This window comes from Vibrio cionasavignyae (assembly GCF_050337155.1).
GTDB lineage: Bacteria > Pseudomonadota > Gammaproteobacteria > Enterobacterales > Vibrionaceae > Vibrio > Vibrio nomapromontoriensis.
Window position 1 is genome coordinate 122,402 of sequence record NZ_JAKJSR010000018.1, and the last position, 24,541, is coordinate 146,942.

Below are 24,541 nucleotides of genomic sequence, written 5' to 3' on the forward strand. Positions count from 1 at the left end.
AAAACCAGAGCTTTGACTCTGGTTTTTTATTTGAGGCGAGAGCCCTATAACAGACCCCGAGGATGCGTTAGTTAATCGCCGGGGTAAACTATTATTAATAGGCTTGGTTTCATGATTTATGTTGAGGAGAACTAACCATGAAAAAGGCCGCTTAGAGGGGCATTTTTATAGGGAATACTGACGCCATACGCTTTACTGTAAGCGGCGAGAATTTGACCTATTGGCCCAACATTTTCCATTAATCGTCCTCCTTTTTCCGTGGCGAGCTTTGTATTGTTTCCCCCTATCAGGACAAACGGGAGATCGGATGAACTGTGCGCTTGGCCATCGTCCATTTCTGATGTAACCATAATAATGGAGTTATCAAATAAGGTACTGCCGCCAGTATCTGGCATTGTTTTTAATAGCTCTATCAAGCGCGTCACTTTGCTAAGGTACCAACGGCGATGTTGAATATAAATCGGTAGCGTTGCTGAACTATAGTGCGATGCATCATGGGGTACTGTCCTACTGACGCTCTCGACGACCTTTGAGTCATTTGAAGTGCCGAGTTGTAAAGATACAATGCGTGTTTTTTCACACGATAACGCTAGGGCAGCATTGGCGACCTGTAGGTCTGCTCGCCTGTCACGACCTTCTGCGGTACTTGAAAATATACTTGTGTTGCAGGTTTTCCCTGCGTTACCAATAGCATTATTCAATTCGGTGTTTACGTCTTGTGATGTCGTTCTGAAAGCATTCGTTTTTGCTGCTTCTAAGCCGCCAAGTTGTTGCTCTAAAAGCTCAATATCTGGAATGGATTTGGACAGTAGCGCGAGTTTTCTGCTCTCAATCGAGTTGCCCTCCGATATGTCTCCCCCAAATAAGTCGTTAAAGATGGCTTGAGGATCATCATTGTGCATGAGAGCGCCATTTAAGTTACGGCTTGTGACAAATCCGCCATGGCCCCAATAGTTCGTATCTACCCCGAGGCGTAAAGCCCTTTTGGGCATTCCTGAGGAAAAGTAGTTCTCAAAGTGAAAATCAATAGAGCCTTGACCGACATTTTCCTGCCAAACCCCTTTATAGCCATCATGTCCGGTTCCTCCGGTACTTTTACATCCCGAAAAGAACACGATATGGTCTTTGTACTGCTCCAACTCAGCGGTGCAGTCATTCATTTCTAGACCATTTGAGCTTTGTTTAGGATGCCATTTTCCTCTAGGATAACCATCAGAAAAGTTAACAAAGATAAACTTGGTATCTGAATTGTTTGTTGTGGTACTTTTTGCAAAGGTTGGGAGAGTGCAAAACCCTAATCCGACACCAGCCGCTATACTGGTTTTCAATAAGTTGCGTCGCGATTGATTAAAATGATTTGTCATGTTGTTACTCCTCGCGCTCTAGCACTGTATCGGAACTTAAGATATTGATAATTAGCTGTTTAAACTGTTCAAAAGATGCAAGCTTGTTGTATAAAGTACTATATTCAGGTGAATTAGAGCCTAATGTGTAAGTCATGTAATTTTTCACAAAGGTTTTTTTAGCATCAGTACTGATGCTCAGCGCTGTCGCCATATCACCAAGTCCACTAATTGCGACATCTTGGTTATCAATACCGCTAAGTGTCCCCGATGTCTCTAACAACACATTTGGATATTCTTCGCCGGATAAAGAGATATAGTCTTCGTAGGTACGATAACGACCATTTTTGTCTAGTACGTCATAAGCAAAGCCGATATCGTTCATTTTTACATGACAGCCCCAACAGCTTTGACTTGGCCCTGTAGCTTGAGTCCAGAAGTCACGCGTTGACACCTCACCGATTACATCATCGGGTGCGGCCCCTGAGGGGACAGATTGATTCCAGCCAAGTAAAGAGTGTTGCACCATGCGGCCACGAGGAATCACTCGAGTTTTATCACTGGTACTATATGCCACGGCAATTGCTCCTAAGCTTAGTAAACCTTTACCGCGCGTTGGTGGGATAGGGACGGCCTTGAAATCAGCGCCAAATGAACCAGATAGGCCATAGTGCTGCGCAAGGGAATGGTCGACAAAGGTTGTTGTGGAAGACATTAAATCTTCAAAGCGCCCTTGATTATCGTCAAATACAGCATGCTCAATGTAGCGCCTAAACTCCTCTAGCATGGCGGTACCGATTTCTTTACTAAGGCCTTCTCGATCGACAATGACTCGGTCATCACTAAATTCGAGCGTTTGCATCATAAAGTTAGCGAACTGCCTTTTCGCATTGTCATGGTTTAGCATGCGAGTAATTTCGTTTTTGAGAACGTTAGACTTAAGTAACTCGTTGTTCTTAGCAAGAGCCCATAGCACATCATCGGGCACGCTTCCCCATAAGGTATAGGAAAGAATCGTAGCCAGTTCATAACTGTTTAAGCTGTAGCGGTGGTTAGCATTAGAGGTGCCCACCTCTCGACGATAAAGAAAGTGTGGTGACACCAACATTGCACTTAGGTTTTGTTTTGTTGTAGACACATCTTCGCTGATATACGTTTTGAGCTCACTATCAGTGAGTGGTCGATGGAACAATTTTTCTGCGGTATTTGTTAGCCATTTAGGTAGGCAATCTGAGTCACCTTCGCCGTGTGGGCCAATGTATTTCCAATGGTCACCGGGTCGATACTCCTTCTTAATCGGTTCAATATTAGGGCCGACCCAGTACATAGATTCATAAATATCACCTTTATGAGAGACTCGAGTCCCTGAAGTTGGATAGTTGATTTCGCTGTTCCAAGGTTCAACGGAGCCGGTATTGATGTCACACCCGCTCGCGGTGGCAATATCGAGATTGTCCTGCACAAAGAGTGCGGAATTCAGGTACGCATTGAGCTTGTCACTTGTTAGGTAACCGAGGGATGGAGGGTTGTCATAGAGAGAAGACACGGAACGTTCATCTAATGGCAATACATTTGGGGGAACGTGAACCCCTAACAGATCTTGTATGGAGTTAATGTACTCTTTACGCGTTAACATACGAATATGTCGCTTGCCATAAACATCGTCACGTGGTGCGATATTTCCTAATGCTTCAGACCACAGTTCGTCCTCTAAGTAACGAGACATCGTTTTCTGACACTGTACGTCGCAAGTGACACCAAATCGAATCGCCATTTTGTTCAGCTTCTGACTGATAATGTTTGGATTGGTCGCGTATTCAGCTAACAACCCTTCACTAGGACCATCATTTAGCTTTGATTTATACCCACCATTATGACAAGCCGAGCAACTCTGAGAGTCCATTTGTTTGAAGTAAGATTCATCAGAGCTGTGCTCGTTATAGCGCCAACTTAGTGAAGCTGGGTCTGTTTCTGAAATGGCAAATGTCGCAGACATTGGATCAGGGATAGCGGACTGAGTGAAAGGCAGCACGGTGTTGTAATTGGCGTTTGGTATCGTTGCATTGGTTGTCTTGCTCCAATCAACTGAGATAATTTCGACCGTTCCTGTATCAGACGTTAAAAAGAGCGAAGCTTTATCAGGAGCATTGCTCGGTTTAGCTGGCGTTTTAATCGTCAATGAAGACGATGAGCTTTCAGCTTTACCGGTTATCTTCACTTGAGCTGAAGTTTCGTCTTCGCCATCACTGACCATGACTTGAAAGAGGTATTCCGTATCTTGTGATAGAGGAGGAATAGAAAAGTAGGCGATAGCTTGATCGTGATTGTTGATAGCGACATCGGGACCACGTTCCTGTGTCCAGTAGTAAGATAATGGGTTGCCGTCTGGATCGAAAGACTTACTCGCATTCAGTTCGACTTGTGGGGCTGGAGATTGAACGGAAACGTCACTGCCTGCGTCTGCGACTGGAGGGGTGTTACTTGGGGGAGGCTCTACCGCACTGCATTGTTCTGAGTCCAGCAAGGGAAGCCAAGGTGCTACTCCCCAGTTTGGTTGTGTGTCCTCTGTAGGGCCGTTCACGTCAGGTACATCGCTACTATTTGCCCACCATTTCGCTTGGAAATGATTGGATTGGTAGCAAACTTCTGCGCCACCACTATAGTTTTGGGGTTGCCAATCTTCTATAGCGAGTACATTACTAGAAAAGGAAAGTAATGCTGTAGTGACTAAAGCACTTATTACGTTCTGCTTCATAACATTTAGGTATCCTATTTTAGGTGAAATAGACCAGCTATCCCTCAGGCGTATTTAACACGAATACCATTAGAAATAATGGTATTTTACGATGCCGTTATTGATATTAATGGCATTAATGTTTGTGTGGTCTTTATACAAGTGACTTTATAGACTGAAAATTAAAATATGCTAGTTTAATTGAGGTTTTATTCTTTCTGTGCGTGAAAAATGGAACGAAGCCCAAAGGTTTAATCTAATTGTATTAATGTCAATAATAGTGATTACGGCATAATGTGCATGTAAGCTAATGTTTGTGAATATAAGTATAATGTTTCCATAAAGTTTGTATTTTGTTTGTCTATGAATATTTACACACGGTTAGCGACCATACGTGTGAGTTGTCTAAAAATATGTGAGAGGCTTATTTCTATACCAGACTGATACGTTAATGATGTTATTGTTGCTATATGCAATCTTTCGTATTTGGCTAAACTTCAATAAAAACATATAGTTAATGTGATGGTGGTTGTTGGTGTGAACAGGCCGCCTCGAAATAGGGGACCCTTAAGTTGGCTCTTAAACGTATTCATAAACGTAGCGGATTATTGGTAATGATTTTCATTGATATGTTGCTAGACGTTATTTTAAGTATTCTATAAATAGTGGTATTGGTTGTGATTTGAAGCTGTACAAGAGAAAGTAGAGGTCATGCTGCCAATGGTTAGTGAGTTGTTAGTCGTGAGTGTATAATTTACTCACTTTTCGTTATTGTTTAATTTTGATGTAGAGTTCGTTTGGCTGCTAAATATGTAACACAATGTTAATGCAACAGGTTGTTGAATAGAGGTGAATGTATTTGTCTAACTTAATGTGCTATTTACTATTATATATGGTGTCTCGTTATCTTTGAATCTATTGTTAGAAACTCGAACCTTACGTTATATAAATATGTGTGCTCAATGCAGAATAAGTTCGATAAGTAATTTTAGGCAAGCGTATTGATAGGGATTCCTAGTGTACAGTGAGTAATAAGTGCGTTGTACTGGCATCAAAATCGATGGTGACGACAATAGTTAGTGAATTACCGATATTGCCCCTAGTGATTGTCGCCACTCATTGAAAGGCCAGAGCTTTTACTCTGGCTTTTCTTTCTCTATGTTTTTTTCTTCAGCGTAAACATCTGATAGCCATACTCACCTATCGCATGGCTAAACACGTCAACTTCTCTAGCAATGTCTTTCAACGCGCTTGACTCACCCATACTTGGAGCAAGCGCTTCAATACGACGCTTCAGTGGTTCATAGTAATTCTGCCATGCCTCAAGGCTGAGTGTGAAGTGGCTTACCACTTCGTATCCCGCAGCCGTCATTTGCTCAAGGCGAGTCTCGACAGTTTGCATGTCGGGGTATTCACTTTGGAAAAATGATTGTGCTTCTTGGCTTGGCGAATCGGTTAACCACACCATGTCACTAACCATAAGCAGACCATCGCGCTCTAATAACGGCTTCCATTGCGATAACGCGTTGGTGACACCCATGATATAGGCGCTGCCTTCTGCCCAGATTAGGTCAAAGCTTGAATTCTCAAACGGAAGCTCCGTCATGCTGGCGCAAATCGGGGTAACTTGTGATGATAGCGCTGCGGTTTCTAGTCGCTGTGTAAGTTGTTCTAGAGCGCTTGGCTCATTATCTACCGCGGTAATTGCCGCGTCATTATTGGTTGCGAGTATTGTCGTCGCGAGCCCTTTCCCACAGCCGATTTCAAGAATTTTCTTGGGAGTGCTTGGAAGCGCTTTCAGGGCGCGTAAGGTTTCGCTTTCACTACCAGGACCCCATCGCTCGAGTGTTTCAAAGACAGTCATAAAGTCTGCCATGTACTGTTCATGTTCGTTCATGTTTTTTGATAACCATTTTAATCGCAGGGCTTCTTTCTCGTTAAAGCCTTGCTTCTTTAACCAATCTAAATGTGCATCGGGGGCAAGTTTGTCGGTTTGCTCATGCCAGCTTCGGGTATCCCCTTCACCCAACATTGCCGCCAGCAGCTGACGAGATTGTTGCTTTTGCGCAATCTCTTCATCTAGTGCTTTTAGCCGCTCTAGTAGCAAATGCCGATCAACCTTTGCTTGCAAGCAGGACTGACACTCTTTAAGTGTTAGCCCACCAGCTTGTAAACGCTGAATTAAGCGAATTCGTTGAACATCATTGTCGTTATAAACCCTATATCCATTATCGAGTCGGCGTCCTTGGATAAGGCGTTGCTTTTCGTAATAGAGCAGGGCGCTGCGGGATAGCCCGACTTTGTTCGCTAACTCTGAGATTCGATACACGTTAGTACTCCACATCATCGATGTATAAGATGGACTGTAAACTATGAAGTTATAGACAGGTCAAGATTAAATTAGCGTTGTTATGTGACATTGTCTAGGCGAGGCATTGTCCTTTTTAGTTATGCTTTTCGACTATTTTTGCTACAGTTCGTCGCGAGTGATAGAGGTGAATGATGGGAGTTACAGGTGGAAGAGATTTACTTTGCTGGTGGTTGTCTATGGGGCGTGCAGGAATTTATGCGCCATTTACCGGGCGTAATGTTAACGCAGGCAGGGCGAGCGAATGGCTCTTCTGAGTCGACTTTAGCCAACTATGACGGTTATGCCGAGTGTGTTCGGACACAGTTTGATCCGAAACAGGTGTCGGTAGAAGAGTTAATGGACTTCTTTTTTGAAATCATCGATCCATACAGCGTGAATAAACAAGGTGATGATGTTGGCGAAAAGTATCGAACAGGGGTATATAGCCTTCACTCAGAGCATTTAGTTAAGGTGAAGCGTTATCTACAAGCACGAGAAGATGTGGATAGGATAGCGATAGAAGTGCTGCCGTTATCAAATTATGTGAAAAGTGATGATGAGCATCAAGATAGACTTACACTACATCCTAATGATTACTGCCATATTCCGCAAAACATTCTGCATAAATACAAAAAGCGTTAGCGACGACTTTTCTTCTCTGTGAACGTAAAGAAGAATACTAAGCTTAAAAAAGAACACCGGCGGACAAGCCGCCGGAGTATTACTTATGGCTTATTGTATTTACTCAAGCTGCCGACCACAAATGAACGATGGCGCACTAATAGCCACAAGAGCCCTCCTGCTATACCGACAAACAGCTGAATTGCGCCTAAGTTATTGATAAGGGATTCAGGATGAAGGGACACCAAAACCATGCCAATAGAGCCGCAAATCATGGCGAAAAACTGAATTAAAGCGACGGCAGAACCGGTGTCATGGTCTTGTTGGTCTAACATTAAGTTTGTTCCCGGTACTCGCATAGCAATAACCATCACTGTGGCTGGCGCCGCGATACAAGCAAAAAGCCAAGGAGAATTGTCGCCAATGGTGAGAGTGAGAGTGCCAGCAATCGCGAGTAGTGCAAAGCATAACGAAATGACGTTTTGTACCGATATGTGGCGTGACAGCTTCATATAGATTGTTGGACCAAAAGAAGCGCATAAGGCATTAAAAGCAAAGGCGTAGCTAAACTCTTGTTCCGTTAGACCAAACCCATTGATATAGATATAAGATCCACTCGCAAGGAAGGCCATGAGTGCCATCGGAGTCACGGAGAAAATGGCGAGCAATGCAACAAATCGTGGGTTTCTCATGACAACACCGAGTCGGCTCCATGAGCGAAGCATTGAACCATCGTATTTGTTTTCGAGCGTTTCTCTGTAGCAAAACGCAAGTATAGAGGCGAACCCCCCAAACACCGCGAGTGTGACAAACATCATTCGCCACGACGCGATCTGTAGTAAAAAGGCCCCAAGCACTGGTGCAATCATTGGCGCGATGATCACCAGTGACATAATGGTGGCCATTATCTTTTCTCGTTCCCTACCATCATAAAGGTCTTTAACAATGGCGGTTGCCACCACGGTAATTGCACTGCCAGCAAAGGCTTGCAGAACGCGTGCAGTAATGAGCTGCTCAATACTACCCGCTAAGGCGCAATAGATACTCGCAAGCATATAGCCCCCAATACCCGTTAGTAATATCGGTTTGCGTCCAAACTTTTCACTGAGCGGCCCCCAAAATAGCAGGCCGATAGCGTAGGTAATAAAATAGCTGCTCAAGGTTAAGTTGACCATGGCTTGCTGGGTATCAAATACCTCAACCATTTGTGGTAATGCAGGTAAATATAAATCGATGGTGAGCGCTGGAAAGGCACTAATAATAACCAGAAAAAAGAGCATGCCTTTTTGACCTAGTATCGGTTGAGGTTTTTTCAAATGGTAACTCCTGAATGTGTCCGTGAATGCTTTGCTGTTGAGACGTTTGAATGGCGTATTAATTGATGGGCACTATGGAACCTAACTAATAAGTAAGGTTGTCGTTTACGCGTTTAAGAAGGGCGCGTAAGGTCTCGGATTCGTCATCCGAAAAACCGGTGAGCATATCGTTGATCATGCCCATTTCCACTTCGTCTAGTCGCTCAAGCAGTTTTAACCCTTTGTCACTGAGCATGAGTTCTACTGAACGTTTATCGGTAATGCTTGCGTGTTTGATGATCAAATCTTGTTTATGTAATCGCGCGACGATACGAGCAATTTGGGCTTTGTCGCGGTTCATTGATTCCACCAGCATTTGCTGTGACGCCCCTTGGAAGTTTCGAATATCACTCATCGCTTTATGTTCAAGCGGAGAGAATTCAACTTTCTGGCGAGTGACTTCCGCCACCATTTTCCCACGAGTCTTCATGCGAATTTCACGCAGGGTATGACTGATTTCTCGGTATGTTGTCATTGATTGCTGAGATATTTGGTTGACTTAGTCAACGATTGTCGGCTTTTTAGTTGATTTAGTCAACTACTTAACTGGGGAGGTCGCTTATGTTCGGTATCGAACTGCAAAAATATCAAAGTCGTCTATTGATAACGTTCATACCATAGTCATAAAAACATCGAAAAACCGTCAACTATTTGCGTTGAAATAGCTGTCAAATAAATGAAAGGTGATTCGGAGAAACGTTATGGCGATGATTGCGCCGGAGCTGACCGTTGTCAGTGAAACGAGTAATGTAGTCACACCCCTATTAGGGCGTAAGGTGCTAGAGACTCGCGCACTTACTAAATCGTATCAAGACGACAAAGTGGTGCTAGATGGAATTGATCTTACGCTGCATGCGGGAGAGTTTGTCGCGATTGTTGGCCGCTCTGGTGCGGGTAAGTCAACGTTATTACACACACTTAATGGCACAATTACGGCGACCAGTGGTGAAATTCTTAATGTTCACAAAGATCTATCTACCGATAATGTCTTGTCGATGACGCGTAAAGAACTCCGCGATTGGCGTACGCACTGTGGCATGATTTTCCAAGACTTTTGTCTTGTTCCTCGTCTCGATGTTATTTCGAATGTACTGCTTGGACGCCTCAGCCACACTTCAACATTTAAGTCGTTATTTAAAGTATTTAGTGACGAAGATAGAGCAGAAGCCATTCATTTGCTGAAGTGGCTAAACATGCTGCCTTATGCACTTCAACGAGCAGAGAATCTGTCGGGAGGCCAGCAGCAACGGGTCGCCATTTGCCGAGCCATGATGCAAAACCCCAAAATATTGCTGGCTGACGAGCCAGTCGCCTCTCTTGATCCTAAAAACACCGTCCGAATTATGGAAGCGCTGCAAAAAGTCAGTACTGACGGCATCGCAGTGATGGTGAATCTTCATTCTATTGAACTGGTTCAACAATACTGCACACGCGTTATTGGTCTGGCAAAAGGGCGAGTGATATACGACGGACACCCGTCAGGATTAAATGATGATGTTTTACATCGCCTGTACGGTGATGAACTGGATCAGGTTGGCTGATCATAAACAAATTTGCTGACTGGCACCTCGGTCACCAGCGATCATAATGAACAAGGAAGACAAAATGAATAAGCTTTTTTCAGTAGGTTGTGCCATTGCGGCTGCCCTTTCTTTTAGTGCGCAAGCGGCGGCACCCAGTGAAATTAATCTCGGTATTTTAGGTGGTCAAAATGCGGCGGATCAGATTGGTGATAATCAGTGTGTCGCAACGTTCTTTCATAAAGAGCTGGGCGTAAAAACCAACATACGAAATTCAACCGATTATAACGCGGTTATTCAGGGGTTATTGGGTAAGAAGATTGATTTAGTGATTAACATGTCACCAAAGTCATACGCTGAAATCTATTTAAATGACCCAAATGCTGTAGATCTTGTGGGCATTACCGTTGATAACAGTGACGATTCTCGTGGCTACCACTCGGTCATTTTGGTTAAAAAGGACAGTCCTTATCAGTCTATTGATGACTTAAAAGGCACGGCTTTTTCATTTGCCGATCCTAACTCAACATCCGGCTTTCTTATTCCTAACAATCAGTTAGAGACTCGTTTGGGAGGCAATATGGATAATAGCTTCAATGACTACTTTACGTCCGTGAGCTTTTCTGGTGGTCATGAGCAAGACATCGTCGGTGTGCTTAACGGGCAGTTTGATGCTGCGGTGACATGGTCATCCATGCTAGGAGATGCCAAGCAAGGCTATACAGCTGGAGCTTTGCTTCGCTATATGACCCATGACCCTAAATTAATGGACAAGATCCGCATTATCTGGGAATCGCCATTGATTGCGAATGGTCCGACGATTGTGAGCAATCAACTTGACCCTCAATTTAAAGAAGACTTAGTCGCGGCAGTGAAGAAACTCGCTAAAGAAGACAATGAATGCTTTAGCAAGGCTGCTGGTGGACAGCTACATCTTGCTGATACTAGCGTTGCCGAATATCAGTCGATCATTGATTTGGTGAAGGCGACGAAGTTTGCGCAGAGATAGTCGGTCTACTCAAAGATGATACGTTTACTTAAAAATAAAACGTTTGCTTCGCGATAATTACTTTTCCCACCTATAGCGGGAGATATGCCTACTTGGTTTTTGACCCCGCTATCTCATTTTGGTTTTCATCATGTTGTTTGAACACTATTACCAACAGATTCGACGTAAGCAGAAAATGGACGCATTCATGTGGTCTGCCATGTTTATGGTGTTGTATTTGATTTCTGGGCACTATGCTGAGTTCAGTCTTGGTCAAATTATCAATAACGCACCGGCTTTCTTCGACTATATATTGGATACCGTTCCTAATCTTTCGTGGGACGTCTTGTTTGCGAGCCGAGATGAAGCGGGGCACGCAGTGCCGGGCTCCCTCATTTACTGGGGTTATAGGCTACCAATTCAGCTACCGCTGTTATGGGAAACCATTAATGTTGCGATGGCCGCTACCTTAGTGTCTTCCGTTATTGCGCTTATGTTAGCGTTTCTTGCGGCTGGTAATGGGTATGCCCCTCCATCGGTTCGTATGGCGGTACGAGCCTTTGTGGCCTTCTTGCGTACGATGCCGGAGCTGGCATGGGCGGTGATGTTTGTCATGGCGTATGGCGTGGGCACATTCCCAGGCTTCGTGGCGTTGGCACTGCACACCATCGGCAGCCTGACTAAGTTGTTTTATGAGTCTATTGAAACGGTATCAGATAAACCCATTCGGGGTTTAACCGCCGCTGGTGCAAGCCCGTTACAGCGTTTACGGTTTGCGTTTTGGCCTCAGGTCAAACCGATTGTGCTTTCCTATGTATTTTTGAGATTTGAGATTAATTTTCGTTCGTCAACGATTCTGGGATTAGTCGGGGCCGGAGGGATTGGACAAGAGTTGATGACCAATATTAGCTTGGGACGTCATGATCAAGTCAGCATGACACTATTGCTGATCATTATTGTTGTCGCACTGATTGATATGTTGTCCGGTTTTTTGCGTAAACGAGTCATTAGCGGAGAGTCAAAATGAACGCACAAACGTTGCAACAGATAAAACAAGAGAATGGCGAGATCTTTGGCAGCCAGGGCCGCTATTTACGCGTGGTTATCCTATCAGCATTGGTTGTATGCGCGTACTACCTAACATTTTTCGCTTTTTATGGTGTGACACAGCAGCAATGGGAAATGGGTAATAGCAAAATCAGTAGTTACTTTTTGCACATGTTCATTTGGCGTGACTTTTGGAACTGGCCATTTGCGTATTACTTTTCTCAGATTGGCATCACATTAGCCATTGTACTCGGTGGCACGTTAACGGCATCGGTCGTCGCGCTACCTCTTTCGTTCTTTGCTGCCCGTAATGTGATGACGGGGCCATTTGCTATCATTGCTATCCTCATTAGGCGTATTTTTGATGTACTGCGTGGTATTGATATGGCGATTTGGGGCATGATTTTTGTGCGCGCCGTAGGGTTAGGGCCATTAGCGGGTGTGATGGCGGTATTTATTCAAGATTTAGGGCTGTTTGGAAAATTATTTGCAGAAAGTCATGAAGCTGTGGATAGAAAACCGACCCGAGGTTTAACTTCATTAGGAGCGAATCATATTCAAAAGCATCGGTTTGCTATTTTTACTCAATCATTCCCGACTTTTTTAGCACTTACCTTGTATCAATTAGAGTCTAATACGCGTTCAGCAGCGGTACTTGGCTTTGTTGGAGCGGGAGGAATTGGATTGGTCTACGCGGAAAATATGCGCTTGTGGAACTGGGATGTTGTGACCTTTATTACCTTGATATTGGTCGTTATTGTGATGGCGATGGACAAGGTATCGAGTGTGCTGCGTCAAAAGTACATTATTGGTGAGAATGTACCGTTGTTTGATAGCAAGTCTTGATACGGTAAACACTCATAAGAAAATGCTGCGACTGTCGTCGTGCATTGGCTCAGCCGATATCGGTAAAGTGTACGTATAATGAATCCGAGAGGGCTGAAACAGAGAGAGTCTTGTTTCAGCCTTTTTTCGTTTTCCCAGCGGCTTATTGGTGCTGAAAAATGGCGCGTTATTGCGTTTCTTTCATCGCAGAGATAACCGAAGGGTCATTAAGAAGATTGAATAGTAGGCTCTTAGCGGAAGAACGTTGAGAGTCGGAGAGCATTTTCTTTGGGTTCTCTCTGGACTGGGTCAGGATATTTTTGACAAATCGGCTGTTGGTGCCGGAGAGTTCATACACATAACGAAGCGTATCGAGTAATTCATCTTGAGCCAGGCTATAAACGGCCATTTCACAACTCAGGTTGTCCATCGACAGAAAGTTGTTCACCACGATTTGACGCTCGGCATTAAACTTCTCTTTAGCTTCAAAGGCGTCAATCAAAGCTTGAACCCTATCGGCAATCGCGACAGGTACTTCCATTGTCTTTGTTTCATGAGTCATTCTTGATTCTCCTTTTCTAACTGGGACTAACCACCAGCGCCCAGTGTGGTAACGGTCTATTTCTGGTGGTTGTAGATGCGTCGCTCTTGGCTGCTTTTCATCTGGTTGTTCTGCCCAAGTTTACGCTGTAGTTGTTATTTCAGCATCTACTTTAGGGAGATTGTGAGGGAATGCAATGGATATCAGGTGAATTACAATTGTTTGCGTCTATTAACACCTTAAAAGGTGATACCCCAAGCAATGGGTGATGGAATTGTAAGCACGAGGCGTGGTGCACATTTGCTGAATTGTTTGGATCACTCTGATTGATACCATGGACTTTCATTTTAAGTATGCCGTCTCTCCTAAGGATAAATAGCGCACAGATTCGTGAATATGACCTCTACAGAAGGCGACTTGAATTAAAATCTGATTAGGTTTTAGTTTGTCGAGGCGCTTGGTTTTATATCATCTTGGTGAATAAATAATAAGAGAGATATATTATGAAACGGACAGAGGCTTTTATCATTTTGGCGTTCGCCTTTAGCGGATACAGTGCCGTCAGCCATGCTGACACTATTTTGCATGCTTTTAATTGGAAGTATGCTGATGTCAAAACCAATGCGACTGAAATTGCGCAAGCAGGGTATAAAAAAGTACTGATATCGCCGGCGATGAAATCGAGTGGTAGTGAGTGGTGGGCGCGTTATCAGCCACAAGATCTTCGTACTATCGATTCTCCCTTAGGCAACAAACAAGATTTGCAACGCATGATTGATGCCTTGAAAGCTGTGGGTGTCGATGTGTATGCGGATGTAGTACTTAATCACATGGCCAATGAAAGCTGGAAGCGTAGTGACTTAAATTACCCAGGAGTTGAGGTACTAAGCGACTACGCTAATCGTTCGGATTACTACGCTAGTCAGACCCTTTACGGTAATCTTGAACACGGCTTATTTTCTGAAAATGACTTTCACCCCGCGGGCTGTATAAGTGATTGGAATAACCCCGGTCATGTTCAATATTGGCGCTTATGTGGCGGTGATGGAGATGTGGGATTGCCTGATCTCGACCCTAACGATTGGGTGGTTTCTCAGCAACGTTTATACCTTAATGCGTTAAAGAGTATGGGCGTGAAAGGTTTTCGCATTGATGCCGTTAAACACATGAGCCAATATCAAATAGATCAGATATTTACTGCTGATATTACCGCAGGCATGCACGTATTTGGTGAGGTGATCACGAGTGGTGGTAAGGGTGATGGAGGCTATGAAGCTTTTCTTGCTCCTTATCTTAATAACACTAATCATGCAGCTTATGATTTTCCTTTATTTGCCACAATGCGCTCGGCATTTTCTATGAATGGTGGCTTAAATCAGCTACATGACCCAAAAGCCTATGGTCAAGCGCTTGATGATTCTCGAGCGATTACCTTTACCATCACCCATGATATTCCCACCAATGACGGCTTTCGTTATCAGATAATGGATCCGCAAGACGAACAACTCGCCTACGCCTATATTCTGGGTAAGGATGGGGGAACACCGCTTGTTTATAGTGACGATTTACCCGACTCCGAAGATAAGGACAACGGTCGTTGGGGGCAGGTATGGGACAGTGCATTGATGAAGAGTATGTTGAGTTTCCATAATGCCATGCAAGGAAAGCCAATGACGGTGTTGCATAGCGATCAATGTAGTCTGCTCTTTAAGCGAGGTAAGGAAGGGGTAGTGGGCATTAACAAGTGCGGTGAAGCTCGAACTGTTACTGTGGATACGTATCAACATGAGTTTAACTGGTATGTGGAATACCACGATGTATTGAGTGATGCTAAAGAGACCGTCACGACTCGTTACCATGCGTTTTCACTGCCAGCGCGCAGCGCCAGAATGTTTAAGTTATGAGGTAAATCGTGGTGAACAGCTAATGATAAATCGTTAATGATGGTTAAGTCATTGCTTGTTCATTGAATACGATACGACTAAAGCGCTCTTAAGTATGAGAATACAGAGCGCTTTATTATTTCGCTTAAGGGTGGCGGATGGCTGCCATCATGGTTGAATGAATACCTTGAACTAATGCCTTGAACCAAAGCAACCTCTAGGGAGCGAATGTAACTTTCTTGAACTAGACTCATTGTGCAGTCAGCACATTGTTTAAGAGGCTTTCAATGGAAAATTCAAACCCATCACCAAACTCTACTTTTTTGTCTAAAGGTTGGAAGTACTTTGTCATCGTTGGGGTCGTTATTTCATTGGCTGGCATAGGGGCGATTAGCTTGCCAATACTTGCCGGCGTGACGATTTCAACACTTATTGGTGCCGTATTACTTTTTAGTGGTTTAGTGCAGGCCTATCACACATTGTCAATCCATTCGTGGAAGGATAAGTTGTGGTATGTATTCAGTGCTGCGTTGTACATTATTGGTGGTCTGTTTATTTTATTTAAACCACTAGCAGGGTTGGTCACCATTACCATGTTGATGGTGGTAGTCATGATATTAAATGGACTGACTCGAGTGTTTTTTGGTCTTGGCAATCAAGGTTTACCCAGTCGGGGTATTATTATTGCCAGTGGTTTAGTCTCGGTAGTGATTGGTGGGTACTTCTTTTTGTTACTCGATGACCCAGCATTCTCTACGGCATTACTGGGTACGTTTATTGGGATTTCGCTGTTAATTGAAGGCATCAGCTTTATGTTTCTAGGCATGAAACTAAAGAGCCTCTCTTAGCGTCATAGTGAAGAGGAATTATTTTCCAAACTCGCTCATGCCAATAAAGGAAAACCCCCTGTTTAAATTGCTTATTTGGTGCCTTAAATTGGCGATTTAAGCGCTTTGTAACTTACTGTTTTTAATGAGCTTCTATTTCTAGGTGTTTAGATCGCTGGATGTTAGTCTTCCTCTGAAGGTAGGAGCACTAACATGATTTTTAAAAATAAACATTTTGAACACCACGATTTTTCTAACCAAGATTTATCTGATCATCAGTTTGACCATTGTCAGTTTACCCATTGTGATTTTTCTAGAGCCGATCTACGTGATAGCGCTTTTATTCATTGTAAGTTTGTTGAAACAACGGATTTAGCAGGATGCCACTTTGATTACGCAAACTTGAAAGACGCGAGTTTTAAGCAGTGTCAGATGGCGATGTGTAACTTTGAAGGTGCTGAGTGTTTTGGGATTGAGCTGCGTGAGTGTGACCTAAAAGGCGCGAACTTTTCACGAGCCAGATTTGCTAACCAAGTTAGTTACAAAATGTACTTTTGTTCTGCGTATATCACCGACTGCAACTTGTCTTACACCAACTTCGAGCGTGCGGTTATTGAGAAGTGCGATTTGTTCGAAAACCGTTGGGTGGGCGCTAATCTTCAAGGTGCGTCATTTACAGGATCAGACTTGAGCCGAGGTGTATTTTCCCCAGATGTTTGGCGTCAGTTTCGCTTTCAAAACGCTAACTTATGCCATGTTGATCTAGAAGGGCTCGACCCACGACGTGTTGATCTAACGGGTGTGAAAATTTGTTCATGGCAGCAAGAGCAATTGCTAGAACCACTTGGGCTGGTGGTGATGCCAGATTAATACAAACGGTGAAGAGTCTTTAATGTTGCTGGGCATTAAAGGCTCTTCAATGCTTGGGAGGATTCCTGCATTAGAGCTGAAGAGAGAATATGGCTCGAAAGTAATGTCTGAATATAAGTAATAAGCGAGCCCCCAATTTTTAATCACTAAAGGGGGATTAAAATACAATTAAATCAAAATACAATATATGAACTCAATGTATCGCTATTAACGGTGTCCCACTTCCCTTTCTCATCAATTTATTCCTGGTAAGTAATTAAATGAGAAGTAAATTTAATTCGATGACAGTAAGGGAAACCTAACTCAGAATTTTAGTTCGCTAAAATAACACGCAAGCGCCTGACGTACGTCTTTTCGCGATAACAATCACATCCCCTCGCCTTAATTTTGAATCTAACTGACAGATTTGCGAGTATCATTATAATCGCATAGGACATCATTATGATTTCAGTAGCTCTGGTCGACGACCACATCATGGTTCGCTCTGGTTTTGCCCAATTGCTGGCGATGGAACCCGATATTCAAGTACATAGTGAATATAGCAATGCTCGCGACGCGTTTCGTGTGCTCGCAAGTACCGATATCGACGTGGCGGTCATCGATATATCTATGACCGACGAAAGTGGTTTGGTGCTCCTTGAAAAATTACGTAAAGAACAACCTCATTTTCGCGCCATTATTCTGAGTATCTACGATTCGGCTTCTTTTGTTAGTAAAGCCATTGATGCGGGTGCTTATGGATATTTGTCTAAACGTTGCGGTCCTGGAGAGTTGGTCACTGCAATTAGAAAAGTGGCACAAGGAGACCGCTATTTATGCGCGGATGCGTTGGTTAACTTGAGTAATGCCTCGGCAGGCCCTTCTGTATTAGATGAACTAACTAAGCGTGAGCGAGAAGTGTTCGATCACTTAATCCAAGGCGAGGATGTAAAACATATTGGCGTAAAACTCTCAATTAGCCACAAAACTATTCATGTTCATCGCGCTAATATTTTGAGTAAGCTGGGTCTTTCAAATAATGTTGATCTGATCCGTTTTGCTATTCAACATAAATTACTCAGTGACGAGCCTGCGTAAAGGGAAGATGTGAATATCCCAGATAGTAGCCTAAATCCAAAGCGGCATCTCCCTAAAATACTGCTTACGCATGGCTTTACTTATGCGTTTGCGGCCATGCTTTATAGCATCAGTTGGTTTTGCTTGTGGAACATCAGCCGCTACTTGACTTCCGATCTTCTGTTAGCGGGTTTGTTGCTGCCGAGCGGTCTTAAACTTGCGGTCTATGCTCTTGCCCCACGCCAACAATGGCCACTCTATATCATCAGCGAGCTGACTCTGATTGGGGCGCTACTCTATTTAATAGACCAACCCCAGCATGAGTATCTGTTGATACTTTTCTCTCTATTTGCCTATTGGATGGCGATTCCTTTTAACAAGATCTGGCAACCTCTGGATACCTATTGGCAAAAACTGCTCGCGCTCACGGCACTAACACTCAGTTATGGGTTTGCGTGTGGGCTGGCGACTTTATTGCTCATTAAGCCGCTTGGTTTAGACCTTCACTATGTATTTGAAGCGACCATTTCAACCATTACTGGAGGGGTATTGCTTGCGCCATTTTTGTACCTTCTTTATGACTATTTGCACAAGCAGATCTGGCAACCACTTTCGCCAACGTTAATTCACCAAGAAGTAACACTTCGTTCTTCTGCCTTGCTGTGGTGCTTGTTGTTTTTTTCTGTCGGGCTTATTGCTGAATTAACGCTGCTAGATCAGATTCAGCCGCTTGCTTTACTGATTTTTTTGCTACCCAACATTTTTATGGCTTACCGCTATGGCTGGCAGGGTGGCGTGCTGGCAAGCATGATGAACAGTATCTTGCTTGCCACTGCACGGCAAGTCACAGGTTCTTTTGATAGTGATTTGGAGCTGCAAACTTTTATTGCGACCCAGGCGTTGGTCGGGCTCGGGCTTGGTATTGCGATTAGTCGGCAATATTTGCTCGCTCAGCGCTTAAAGCAAGCCAACCATAAACTGGCGGCTGAGCTTGAAAGCAAGCAGCAACTCGCTCGTCAGTTAGTCCATGTTGAGGAAAATATTCGTAAATCTGTTGCTCGTGAGTTACACGATGAAATTGGCCAAAACATTACTGCCATACAGATCCAATCGATGCTCGCTAAAAGGCTGGCGAGTGATGCTCGAAGCGATAAAATTGCTGATACCATCAATCAACTCGCGATGCGAATCCACGCTTCTACTCGCCAACTTCTTACTCAACTTCGTCCTCACGCTCTTGATGAGTTAGGGCTGGAAAATGCGATTCGCCAGTTGGCTGAAGAGATGAAATTTTCCGAACGCCATATCCGCTTTCACCTTAATTTTGGAATTTTTGCAGAAAGACTTGATGATATCACCTCGGTCACTCTGTATCGCATTGTGCAGGAGCTACTTAATAATGTCTGCAAGCATTCAAACGCCACGGAGGTCAAACTTTCATTGGTGCCAGGAGATCTATTTAGTCTTGAGCTACGAGATAATGGCTGCGGACTGCCATCTAACTGGCAACATAAAGGGCAAGGATTGCGCGGTATTGAAGAGAGAGTCAGTGCGCTAGGCGGTCACATGAGTGTTGACAGCGCTCAAGTCTCTGACCTGCCTGAAGGTATTACCACACCTGGTACCCGTATAATTGTTAACTTGCCCACAAAACCCATCGGTACTTCGCCAAACTAGGAAATTTTCCTAGTCATTTATAAATTAGTCTCATTCATTTCACTAATTCGTTCCGTACTATTCATTTGCACTAGGGAGAAATGCACCATGATGGGTTTTCTTATATCAGAACAACCTGCAAAACCGATGACGGATCAAGCGCAGATCAACGCCACTTATCGTTACTGGCGATGGCACTTGATGGTGTCGATGTACCTCGGTTATGGCGTATTTTATTTCACCCGGAAAAGTTTAAATTTCGCCATGCCAGCAATGCTTGCTGATCTTGGTCTAGAGCATTCTGACATCGGCTTTATGGGCACGCTCTTTTACATTACTTATGGCGCTTCTAAATTTGTTTCCGGCATGGTGAGTGACCAATCGAAACCTCGCTATTTTATGGGGTTAGGCTTAATAGCGACTGGCATAATTAACATTGCATTTGGGTTGAGCTCTTCATTGGTTATGTTTGCGGCACTGTGGACTTTAAACGCGTTTTTTCAAGGTTGGGGTTGGCCACCATGCGCAAAATTATTGACCACTTGGTACTCGCGCTCAGAGCGGGGTTTTTGGTGGTCGATTTGGAATACTTGCCATAACTTAAGTGGCGCGCTTATCCCTATCAGCATTGGCTTTGTAGCCATGACGTGGGGCTGGCGATACGGGTTTATTTTACCGGGGGTTTTGGCGATAGGTGTTGGCACACTAATCTGTTTTCGGATGCGTGATAAACCAACCAGCATGGGGTTACCTAGTGTGGGTGAGTGGCGCAATGACGAGCTAGAAAAGCGCCATGAACGGGAAGGCCAAGGGTTGGCGTTTAAGCAAATATTGAGAACCTACGTATTAGGCAACAAATACATTTGGTTGTTGTGCAGCTCTTATCTTTTGGTTTATGTCGTTCGTACTGCGATTAATGATTGGGGCAACTTGTATTTGACCGAACGTCATGGGTTTGAGCTGTTTTCTGCCAACGCCGCAGTGTCGATGTTTGAAATAGGCGGATTCATGGGGTCGTTGTTTGGTGGTTGGGGCTCGGATAAGTTTTTCCGTGGAAACCGAGCGCCAATGAACTTGATTTTCGCACTAGGCATATTTGTTTCGGTGGCGGCCCTGTGGCTCACACCACTGGATAATTTTTTTGTATTGTCGGGCTGTTTTTTTGCGATTGGATTTTTCGTTTTTGGCCCGCAAATGATGATAGGAATGGCTGCGGCGGAATGTTCTCATAAAGATGTCGCAGGTACGGCAACTGGGTTTGTAGGCTTATTTGGTTACCTTGGCGCAGCGCTTGCGAGCTATCCGATTGCCATTATCATCGAACAATTTAGCTGGGAAGGGTTCTTTAGCGTTATTACGCTGTCCGCCGCCTCTATTGGGCTGCTGATTCTGCCCTTCGTCAAAGCTCAACAACGTGCAGGGATAGCGACTTCATCATGAGCCTTTCTACCTAACCTTACGTTGTTTCCAGAATTTGACTGGTGGGGGCCGTATTACGGATTACCACCAGCAAACAAGCTTATCGCAGGATTGTGATAGGAACTCAATGTCCGTACACCTACATAACTTAACCGCATTGAGTTCATAATAAAAGCAGAGGAAATAACATGAAAGTTAGAACACATCGTAGCTTATTAGCGGCTTGTATTCTTGGCTCTATGCTTGCAGCACCACAGGTAATGGCGAAAGGCCGCCTAGTGGTTTATTGCAGCGCTACCAATGCCATGTGTGAAGCAGAGACTAAAGCGTTCTCTGAAAAATTTGATGTAAAAACATCATTTGTACGCAACGGCTCAGGCAGTACCTTAGCAAAAATTGAAGCCGAGAAGAAAAACCCACGTGCAGACGTATGGTACGGGGGGACACTCGATCCTCAATCACAAGCTGGTGAAATGGATTTGCTTCACGCTTATCAATCGCCCCAGCTTGAAAATATCATGGAAGACTTTAAAGACCCGGCAAAACGAAAAGGTAACTACTCTTCTGCGGTCTACATGGGTATTTTGGGCTTTGGCGTTAATACTAAGCGTCTAGAAGAAAAAGGTCTGCCTATTCCGCGTTGTTGGAGTGATTTGACCAAGCCTGAATACAAGGACGAAATCCAAATTGCTGACCCACAAAGCTCTGGTACGGCATATACTGCGCTCGCAACCTTTATTCAACTTTGGGATGAAGACAAAGCCTTTGACTATTTCCAGTCTTTAGACAAGAACATTTCTCAATATACCAAATCTGGCGTAACCCCTTCTCGTAACTCAGCTCGTGGTGAAATTGCCATCGGTATTGGCTTTTTACATGACTACTCATTAGAGCAGTCGAAGGGCGCACCACTTGAGCTTATCTCTCCATGCGAGGGAACGGGTTATGAAATTGGTGGGGTGAGTATCATCAAAGGTGCTCGTAACTTAGACAATGCGAAGAAGTTCGTTGATTTCGTAATGTCGAAAGAAGGCCAAGAGCATGCTTGGAAAAAAGGCAAGTCATTCCAAATCCTGACCAATACCAAAGCTGAACAATCGCCAAACGCACTTGATCCGAAACAGTTGAAACTCATCAGTTACGATATGGACAAATACGGCTCTTCTGCAGAGCGTAAGCGTCTTATCAATAAATGGGTTAACCAAGTGAAAATGGGCGGCTAACTCCAGCCAACTACTCAGGTAACTTAGAGCGGTGAACGCCACCGCTCTCACTTAATTAAAGACAACCGTACAAGCGTTAGCTTGGGGCTTTTTACACCCTGAATGTTGTCATGAGTTGAATCTACTCGTGGGTTCGACAACGATTTATTTTACATTTTTGGTAATCACAATGAATGATATTGCAGCTGACTCAGCACCTCGCCAGCGCCAAGAATCTCACCAACGCGACCCGATTTTTTACTGGGTAATCGCGCTTATCGCCGCATTCATCTTGCTGCCTGCTTTCTCTCTTGACTACGGCGTGTTTGAATCGACCCCGGAAGAGTTCCGAGAAGCGATGGGCTGGAGTGGCATGAACATCTCTTGGTTATGGTTTGCTCTACCCATAGCACTACTTTTTAGACCAGCGAAAGCGCAAAACAAATACGCCAAATCTCGCCACTATTTCGATATTGGTTTTTCGGCGGCGTGCATGCTGTTTGTATTTGTTTCATCTTGGTACACCGAGCAAGGGATGGGCTATGCGGCCATTGTATTGTTTGTTGCACTTGGCGCAGTGATGACTCTGGCATTTTCTCGGCTAGAATACCTCGGTGGCGATACCTTTGTTATTGGTGCGCTGATCTCAATTGTCTTGCTGATCTCCACCTTTATCATCTACCCAAGCATCGCAATCTTCGTTCCGATGTTTAAAGATGACATGGGTAACTTTGTCGCTTGGCAGTTTTTAGAGATTCTAGGCCGCGCACAGATCATTCAGATCATCCTAAACTCGGTCATGCTTGGTACTTCTGTTGGCATTGGTGCGACGTTCTTTGGGCTTATTTTCGCAATATATACGACTCGTATTGCTAAACGCTCTGCGTTTGTTGCGCGTATCTTCTCCATCTTACCTATTGTTACTCCACCGTTTGTTGTTGGCCTTGGGGTGACGTTAATGCTCGGTCGTTCAGGGTATATTACTGAGCTTATGGTGGACTGGTTTGGATTGCAGCAAACCAACTGGTTATACGGTTTTACTGGGATCTGGATGGCGCAAGTCTTAGCGTTCGCGCCCATGTCGTTTATGATCTTAGATGGCGCGATGAAGTCATTGCATCCATCACTTGAAGAGGCTTCTTATACTCTGCGTGCCAATCGCTATCAGACCTTCTTCAAAATCGTTATGCCGCTGCTCAAGCCAGCATTGGCGAATTCATTCTTAATTATTTTCGTTCAATCGCTCGCTGACTTTAGTAATCCATTAGTGCTGGGTGGTAGCTTCGATGTATTGGCGACTCAAATATACTTCTACATTGCAGGCGCTCAGCTTGACTACGCCTCAGCAAGTACGTTAGGCGCAGTATTGTTATTATTCTCACTGACGATTTTTGTGGTGCAGTATTTATGGATTGGTAAACGCTCTTACGTAACAATTTCTGGCAAGTCTTACCGCGGTGATGTTCAACCGTTACCACCTACATTGAAACATGGCGTATCGGCGCTGCTTTACTTTTGGATGGCGTTTAATGTACTGCTTTACGGCAGCATTATCTTTGGCAGCTTCACGGTCAACTGGGGGGTGGATTATAGCTTAACCCTAGCTAACTACGTTAACTTGTTCGGCATGGGAATGACAGAAGGTGCGTGGCCATCACTCATCACTACCATGACTTACGCAGGGATTGCAGCACCAATTACCGCTTTCTTTGGTTTGCTCATTGCTTACATTGTCGTTCGCCAACAGTTCCACGGTAAGAAGGTCATCGAGTTTGCCACTATGCTCTGTTTCGCAGTACCAGGAACAGTGGCAGGTGTGTCTTATATCCTCGCCTTTAACGACGCGCCGGTGTACTTAACGGGTACCGCCGCCATCGTGGTAATTTCGATGGTGATGCGTAACGTTCCTGTTGGTATTCGCGCAGGTGTCGCAGGCCTTGGTCAACTGGACAAGTCTTTAGACGAGGCTTCGTTGAGCTTACGTGCCAACTCTTTAAAAACCATCACTCACATTCTACTGCCGCTACTACGGCCAGCAATATTATCTACTTTGATTTACAGCTTTGTTCGCGCAATGACCACGGTGAGCGCCATCATCTTCTTGGTGACCCCAGAAACACGCGTAGCGACCTCTTATATCCTGAACCGTGTAGAAGATGGGGAGTATGGTATTGCTATCGCCTACGGCTCTATTTTGATTGTCGTGATGCTATCAATCATTCTGATTTTTGATTTCCTTGTCGGCGAAGCACGCGTCTCTCGCTCTAAAGCCAACAATGACGAATAACCCTTGGAGATATGAAT

At 44.3% G+C, this 24,541-nt stretch carries 19 protein-coding genes; 13 read left to right on the forward strand and 6 right to left on the reverse strand.

Annotated features, from left to right (window positions below):
* Positions 1–131: 131 nt before the first annotated feature.
* From L4D74_RS14825 to L4D74_RS14835, 3 genes are all read right to left on the reverse strand, one after another.
* Positions 132–1,364 (reverse strand): DUF1552 domain-containing protein, encoded by a 1,233-nt coding sequence (locus tag L4D74_RS14825; RefSeq protein WP_428752909.1) that lies wholly within the window; start codon positions 1,362–1,364, stop codon positions 132–134.
* A gap of 4 nt (positions 1,365–1,368) precedes the next feature.
* Positions 1,369–4,098, reverse strand: coding sequence for a DUF1592 domain-containing protein (locus tag L4D74_RS14830; protein ID WP_428752910.1), 2,730 nt, complete (start codon positions 4,096–4,098; stop codon positions 1,369–1,371).
* Positions 4,099–5,233: 1,135 nt separating this feature from the next.
* The gene (locus L4D74_RS14835) at positions 5,234–6,406 is read right to left on the reverse strand and encodes a MerR family transcriptional regulator (RefSeq protein WP_428752912.1); all 1,173 of its coding nucleotides are present in this window, start codon (positions 6,404–6,406) and stop codon (positions 5,234–5,236) included.
* A gap of 186 nt (positions 6,407–6,592) precedes the next feature.
* On the opposite strand from L4D74_RS14835, the gene L4D74_RS14840 reads away from it, so the two are divergent.
* Positions 6,593–7,069, forward strand: coding sequence for a peptide-methionine (S)-S-oxide reductase (locus L4D74_RS14840; RefSeq protein ID WP_428752913.1), 477 nt, complete (start codon positions 6,593–6,595; stop codon positions 7,067–7,069).
* 83 nt (positions 7,070–7,152) lie between these two features.
* Here the strand turns inward: L4D74_RS14840 and L4D74_RS14845 are convergent, their stop codons facing one another.
* Both L4D74_RS14845 and L4D74_RS14850 read right to left on the reverse strand, forming a co-directional pair.
* A complete protein-coding gene (locus tag L4D74_RS14845; protein ID WP_489686468.1) occupies positions 7,153–8,364 on the reverse strand; it encodes a multidrug effflux MFS transporter in 1,212 nt (403 codons plus the stop codon).
* 85 nt (positions 8,365–8,449) lie between these two features.
* Positions 8,450–8,878, reverse strand: coding sequence for a MarR family winged helix-turn-helix transcriptional regulator (locus L4D74_RS14850; protein ID WP_428752915.1), 429 nt, complete (start codon positions 8,876–8,878; stop codon positions 8,450–8,452).
* 226 nt (positions 8,879–9,104) lie between these two features.
* Here L4D74_RS14850 and phnC point away from each other — a divergent pair, with 226 nt between their 5' ends.
* The 4 genes from phnC (at position 9,105) to phnE (L4D74_RS14870) (ending at position 12,804) form a co-directional block, all read left to right on the forward strand.
* Entirely contained in the window at positions 9,105–9,944 is an 840-nt protein-coding gene (gene phnC, locus L4D74_RS14855; protein WP_428752917.1) for a phosphonate ABC transporter ATP-binding protein, read from the forward strand.
* Positions 9,945–10,008: 64 nt separating this feature from the next.
* Entirely contained in the window at positions 10,009–10,932 is a 924-nt protein-coding gene (gene phnD / locus L4D74_RS14860) for a phosphonate ABC transporter substrate-binding protein (RefSeq protein ID WP_428752918.1), read from the forward strand.
* A 130-nt stretch (positions 10,933–11,062) separates the two neighbouring features.
* Positions 11,063–11,938, forward strand: coding sequence for a phosphonate ABC transporter, permease protein PhnE (phnE, locus tag L4D74_RS14865; protein ID WP_428752919.1), 876 nt, complete (start codon positions 11,063–11,065; stop codon positions 11,936–11,938).
* Positions 11,935–12,804, forward strand: coding sequence for a phosphonate ABC transporter, permease protein PhnE (phnE, locus tag L4D74_RS14870; RefSeq protein ID WP_428752921.1), 870 nt, complete (start codon positions 11,935–11,937; stop codon positions 12,802–12,804). The genes phnE (L4D74_RS14865) and phnE (L4D74_RS14870) overlap by 4 nt, the downstream gene beginning before the upstream one ends.
* Before the next feature lie 166 nt (positions 12,805–12,970).
* Here phnE (L4D74_RS14870) and L4D74_RS14875 read toward each other — a convergent pair whose 3' ends face one another.
* On the reverse strand, positions 12,971–13,345 hold the full coding sequence (locus tag L4D74_RS14875; RefSeq protein WP_428752922.1) for a hypothetical protein: 375 nt from the start codon (positions 13,343–13,345) through the stop codon (positions 12,971–12,973).
* A gap of 482 nt (positions 13,346–13,827) precedes the next feature.
* On the opposite strand from L4D74_RS14875, the gene L4D74_RS14880 reads away from it, so the two are divergent.
* The 8 genes from L4D74_RS14880 to L4D74_RS14915 all read left to right on the forward strand — a co-directional run bounded on the left by L4D74_RS14880 (position 13,828) and on the right by L4D74_RS14915 (position 24,524).
* Entirely contained in the window at positions 13,828–15,228 is a 1,401-nt protein-coding gene (locus L4D74_RS14880) for an alpha-amylase family protein (RefSeq protein ID WP_428752924.1), read from the forward strand.
* Between the two features lie 266 nt (positions 15,229–15,494).
* Entirely contained in the window at positions 15,495–16,055 is a 561-nt protein-coding gene (locus L4D74_RS14885) for an HdeD family acid-resistance protein (protein WP_428752926.1), read from the forward strand.
* A 192-nt stretch (positions 16,056–16,247) separates the two neighbouring features.
* On the forward strand, positions 16,248–16,904 hold the full coding sequence (locus L4D74_RS14890) for a Qnr family pentapeptide repeat protein (protein ID WP_428752928.1): 657 nt from the start codon (positions 16,248–16,250) through the stop codon (positions 16,902–16,904).
* Between the two features lie 441 nt (positions 16,905–17,345).
* Entirely contained in the window at positions 17,346–17,981 is a 636-nt protein-coding gene (locus L4D74_RS14895) for a response regulator (RefSeq protein WP_428752930.1), read from the forward strand.
* A 96-nt stretch (positions 17,982–18,077) separates the two neighbouring features.
* Positions 18,078–19,637 carry a signal transduction histidine-protein kinase/phosphatase UhpB gene (gene uhpB / locus L4D74_RS14900; RefSeq protein WP_428752990.1) on the forward strand — a complete coding sequence of 520 codons (1,560 nt, stop codon included), beginning with the start codon at positions 18,078–18,080 and terminating at the stop codon, positions 19,635–19,637.
* A 90-nt stretch (positions 19,638–19,727) separates the two neighbouring features.
* On the forward strand, positions 19,728–21,056 hold the full coding sequence (locus L4D74_RS14905; RefSeq protein WP_428752991.1) for an MFS transporter: 1,329 nt from the start codon (positions 19,728–19,730) through the stop codon (positions 21,054–21,056).
* A 167-nt stretch (positions 21,057–21,223) separates the two neighbouring features.
* Complete coding sequence (locus tag L4D74_RS14910; protein WP_428752932.1) at positions 21,224–22,258, forward strand: ABC transporter substrate-binding protein; 1,035 nt, start codon at positions 21,224–21,226, stop codon at positions 22,256–22,258.
* Between the two features lie 169 nt (positions 22,259–22,427).
* Positions 22,428–24,524: an ABC transporter permease gene (locus L4D74_RS14915; RefSeq protein ID WP_428752934.1), complete on the forward strand. Its 2,097-nt coding sequence runs from the start codon at positions 22,428–22,430 to the stop codon at positions 24,522–24,524.
* The last annotated feature ends 17 nt before the right edge of the window (positions 24,525–24,541 follow it).

Coding starts and splice junctions, on each gene's coding strand:
- L4D74_RS14880 (WP_428752924.1), top strand. CDS start 13,828: ATGAAACGGACAGAGGCTTTTATCATTTTGGCGTTCGCCTTTAGCGGA.
- L4D74_RS14915 (WP_428752934.1), top strand. CDS start 22,428: ATGAATGATATTGCAGCTGACTCAGCACCTCGCCAGCGCCAAGAATCT.
- L4D74_RS14910 (WP_428752932.1), top strand. CDS start 21,224: ATGAAAGTTAGAACACATCGTAGCTTATTAGCGGCTTGTATTCTTGGC.
- L4D74_RS14895 (WP_428752930.1), top strand. CDS start 17,346: ATGATTTCAGTAGCTCTGGTCGACGACCACATCATGGTTCGCTCTGGT.
- L4D74_RS14850 (WP_428752915.1), bottom strand. CDS start 8,878: ATGACAACATACCGAGAAATCAGTCATACCCTGCGTGAAATTCGCATG.
- L4D74_RS14830 (WP_428752910.1), bottom strand. CDS start 4,098: ATGAAGCAGAACGTAATAAGTGCTTTAGTCACTACAGCATTACTTTCC.
- L4D74_RS14890 (WP_428752928.1), top strand. CDS start 16,248: ATGATTTTTAAAAATAAACATTTTGAACACCACGATTTTTCTAACCAA.
- L4D74_RS14825 (WP_428752909.1), bottom strand. CDS start 1,364: ATGACAAATCATTTTAATCAATCGCGACGCAACTTATTGAAAACCAGT.
- phnC (WP_428752917.1), top strand. CDS start 9,105: ATGGCGATGATTGCGCCGGAGCTGACCGTTGTCAGTGAAACGAGTAAT.
- L4D74_RS14885 (WP_428752926.1), top strand. CDS start 15,495: ATGGAAAATTCAAACCCATCACCAAACTCTACTTTTTTGTCTAAAGGT.
- L4D74_RS14875 (WP_428752922.1), bottom strand. CDS start 13,345: ATGACTCATGAAACAAAGACAATGGAAGTACCTGTCGCGATTGCCGAT.
- phnE (WP_428752919.1), top strand. CDS start 11,063: ATGTTGTTTGAACACTATTACCAACAGATTCGACGTAAGCAGAAAATG.
- L4D74_RS14905 (WP_428752991.1), top strand. CDS start 19,728: ATGGGTTTTCTTATATCAGAACAACCTGCAAAACCGATGACGGATCAA.
- phnD (WP_428752918.1), top strand. CDS start 10,009: ATGAATAAGCTTTTTTCAGTAGGTTGTGCCATTGCGGCTGCCCTTTCT.
- uhpB (WP_428752990.1), top strand. CDS start 18,078: ATGCTTTATAGCATCAGTTGGTTTTGCTTGTGGAACATCAGCCGCTAC.
- phnE (WP_428752921.1), top strand. CDS start 11,935: ATGAACGCACAAACGTTGCAACAGATAAAACAAGAGAATGGCGAGATC.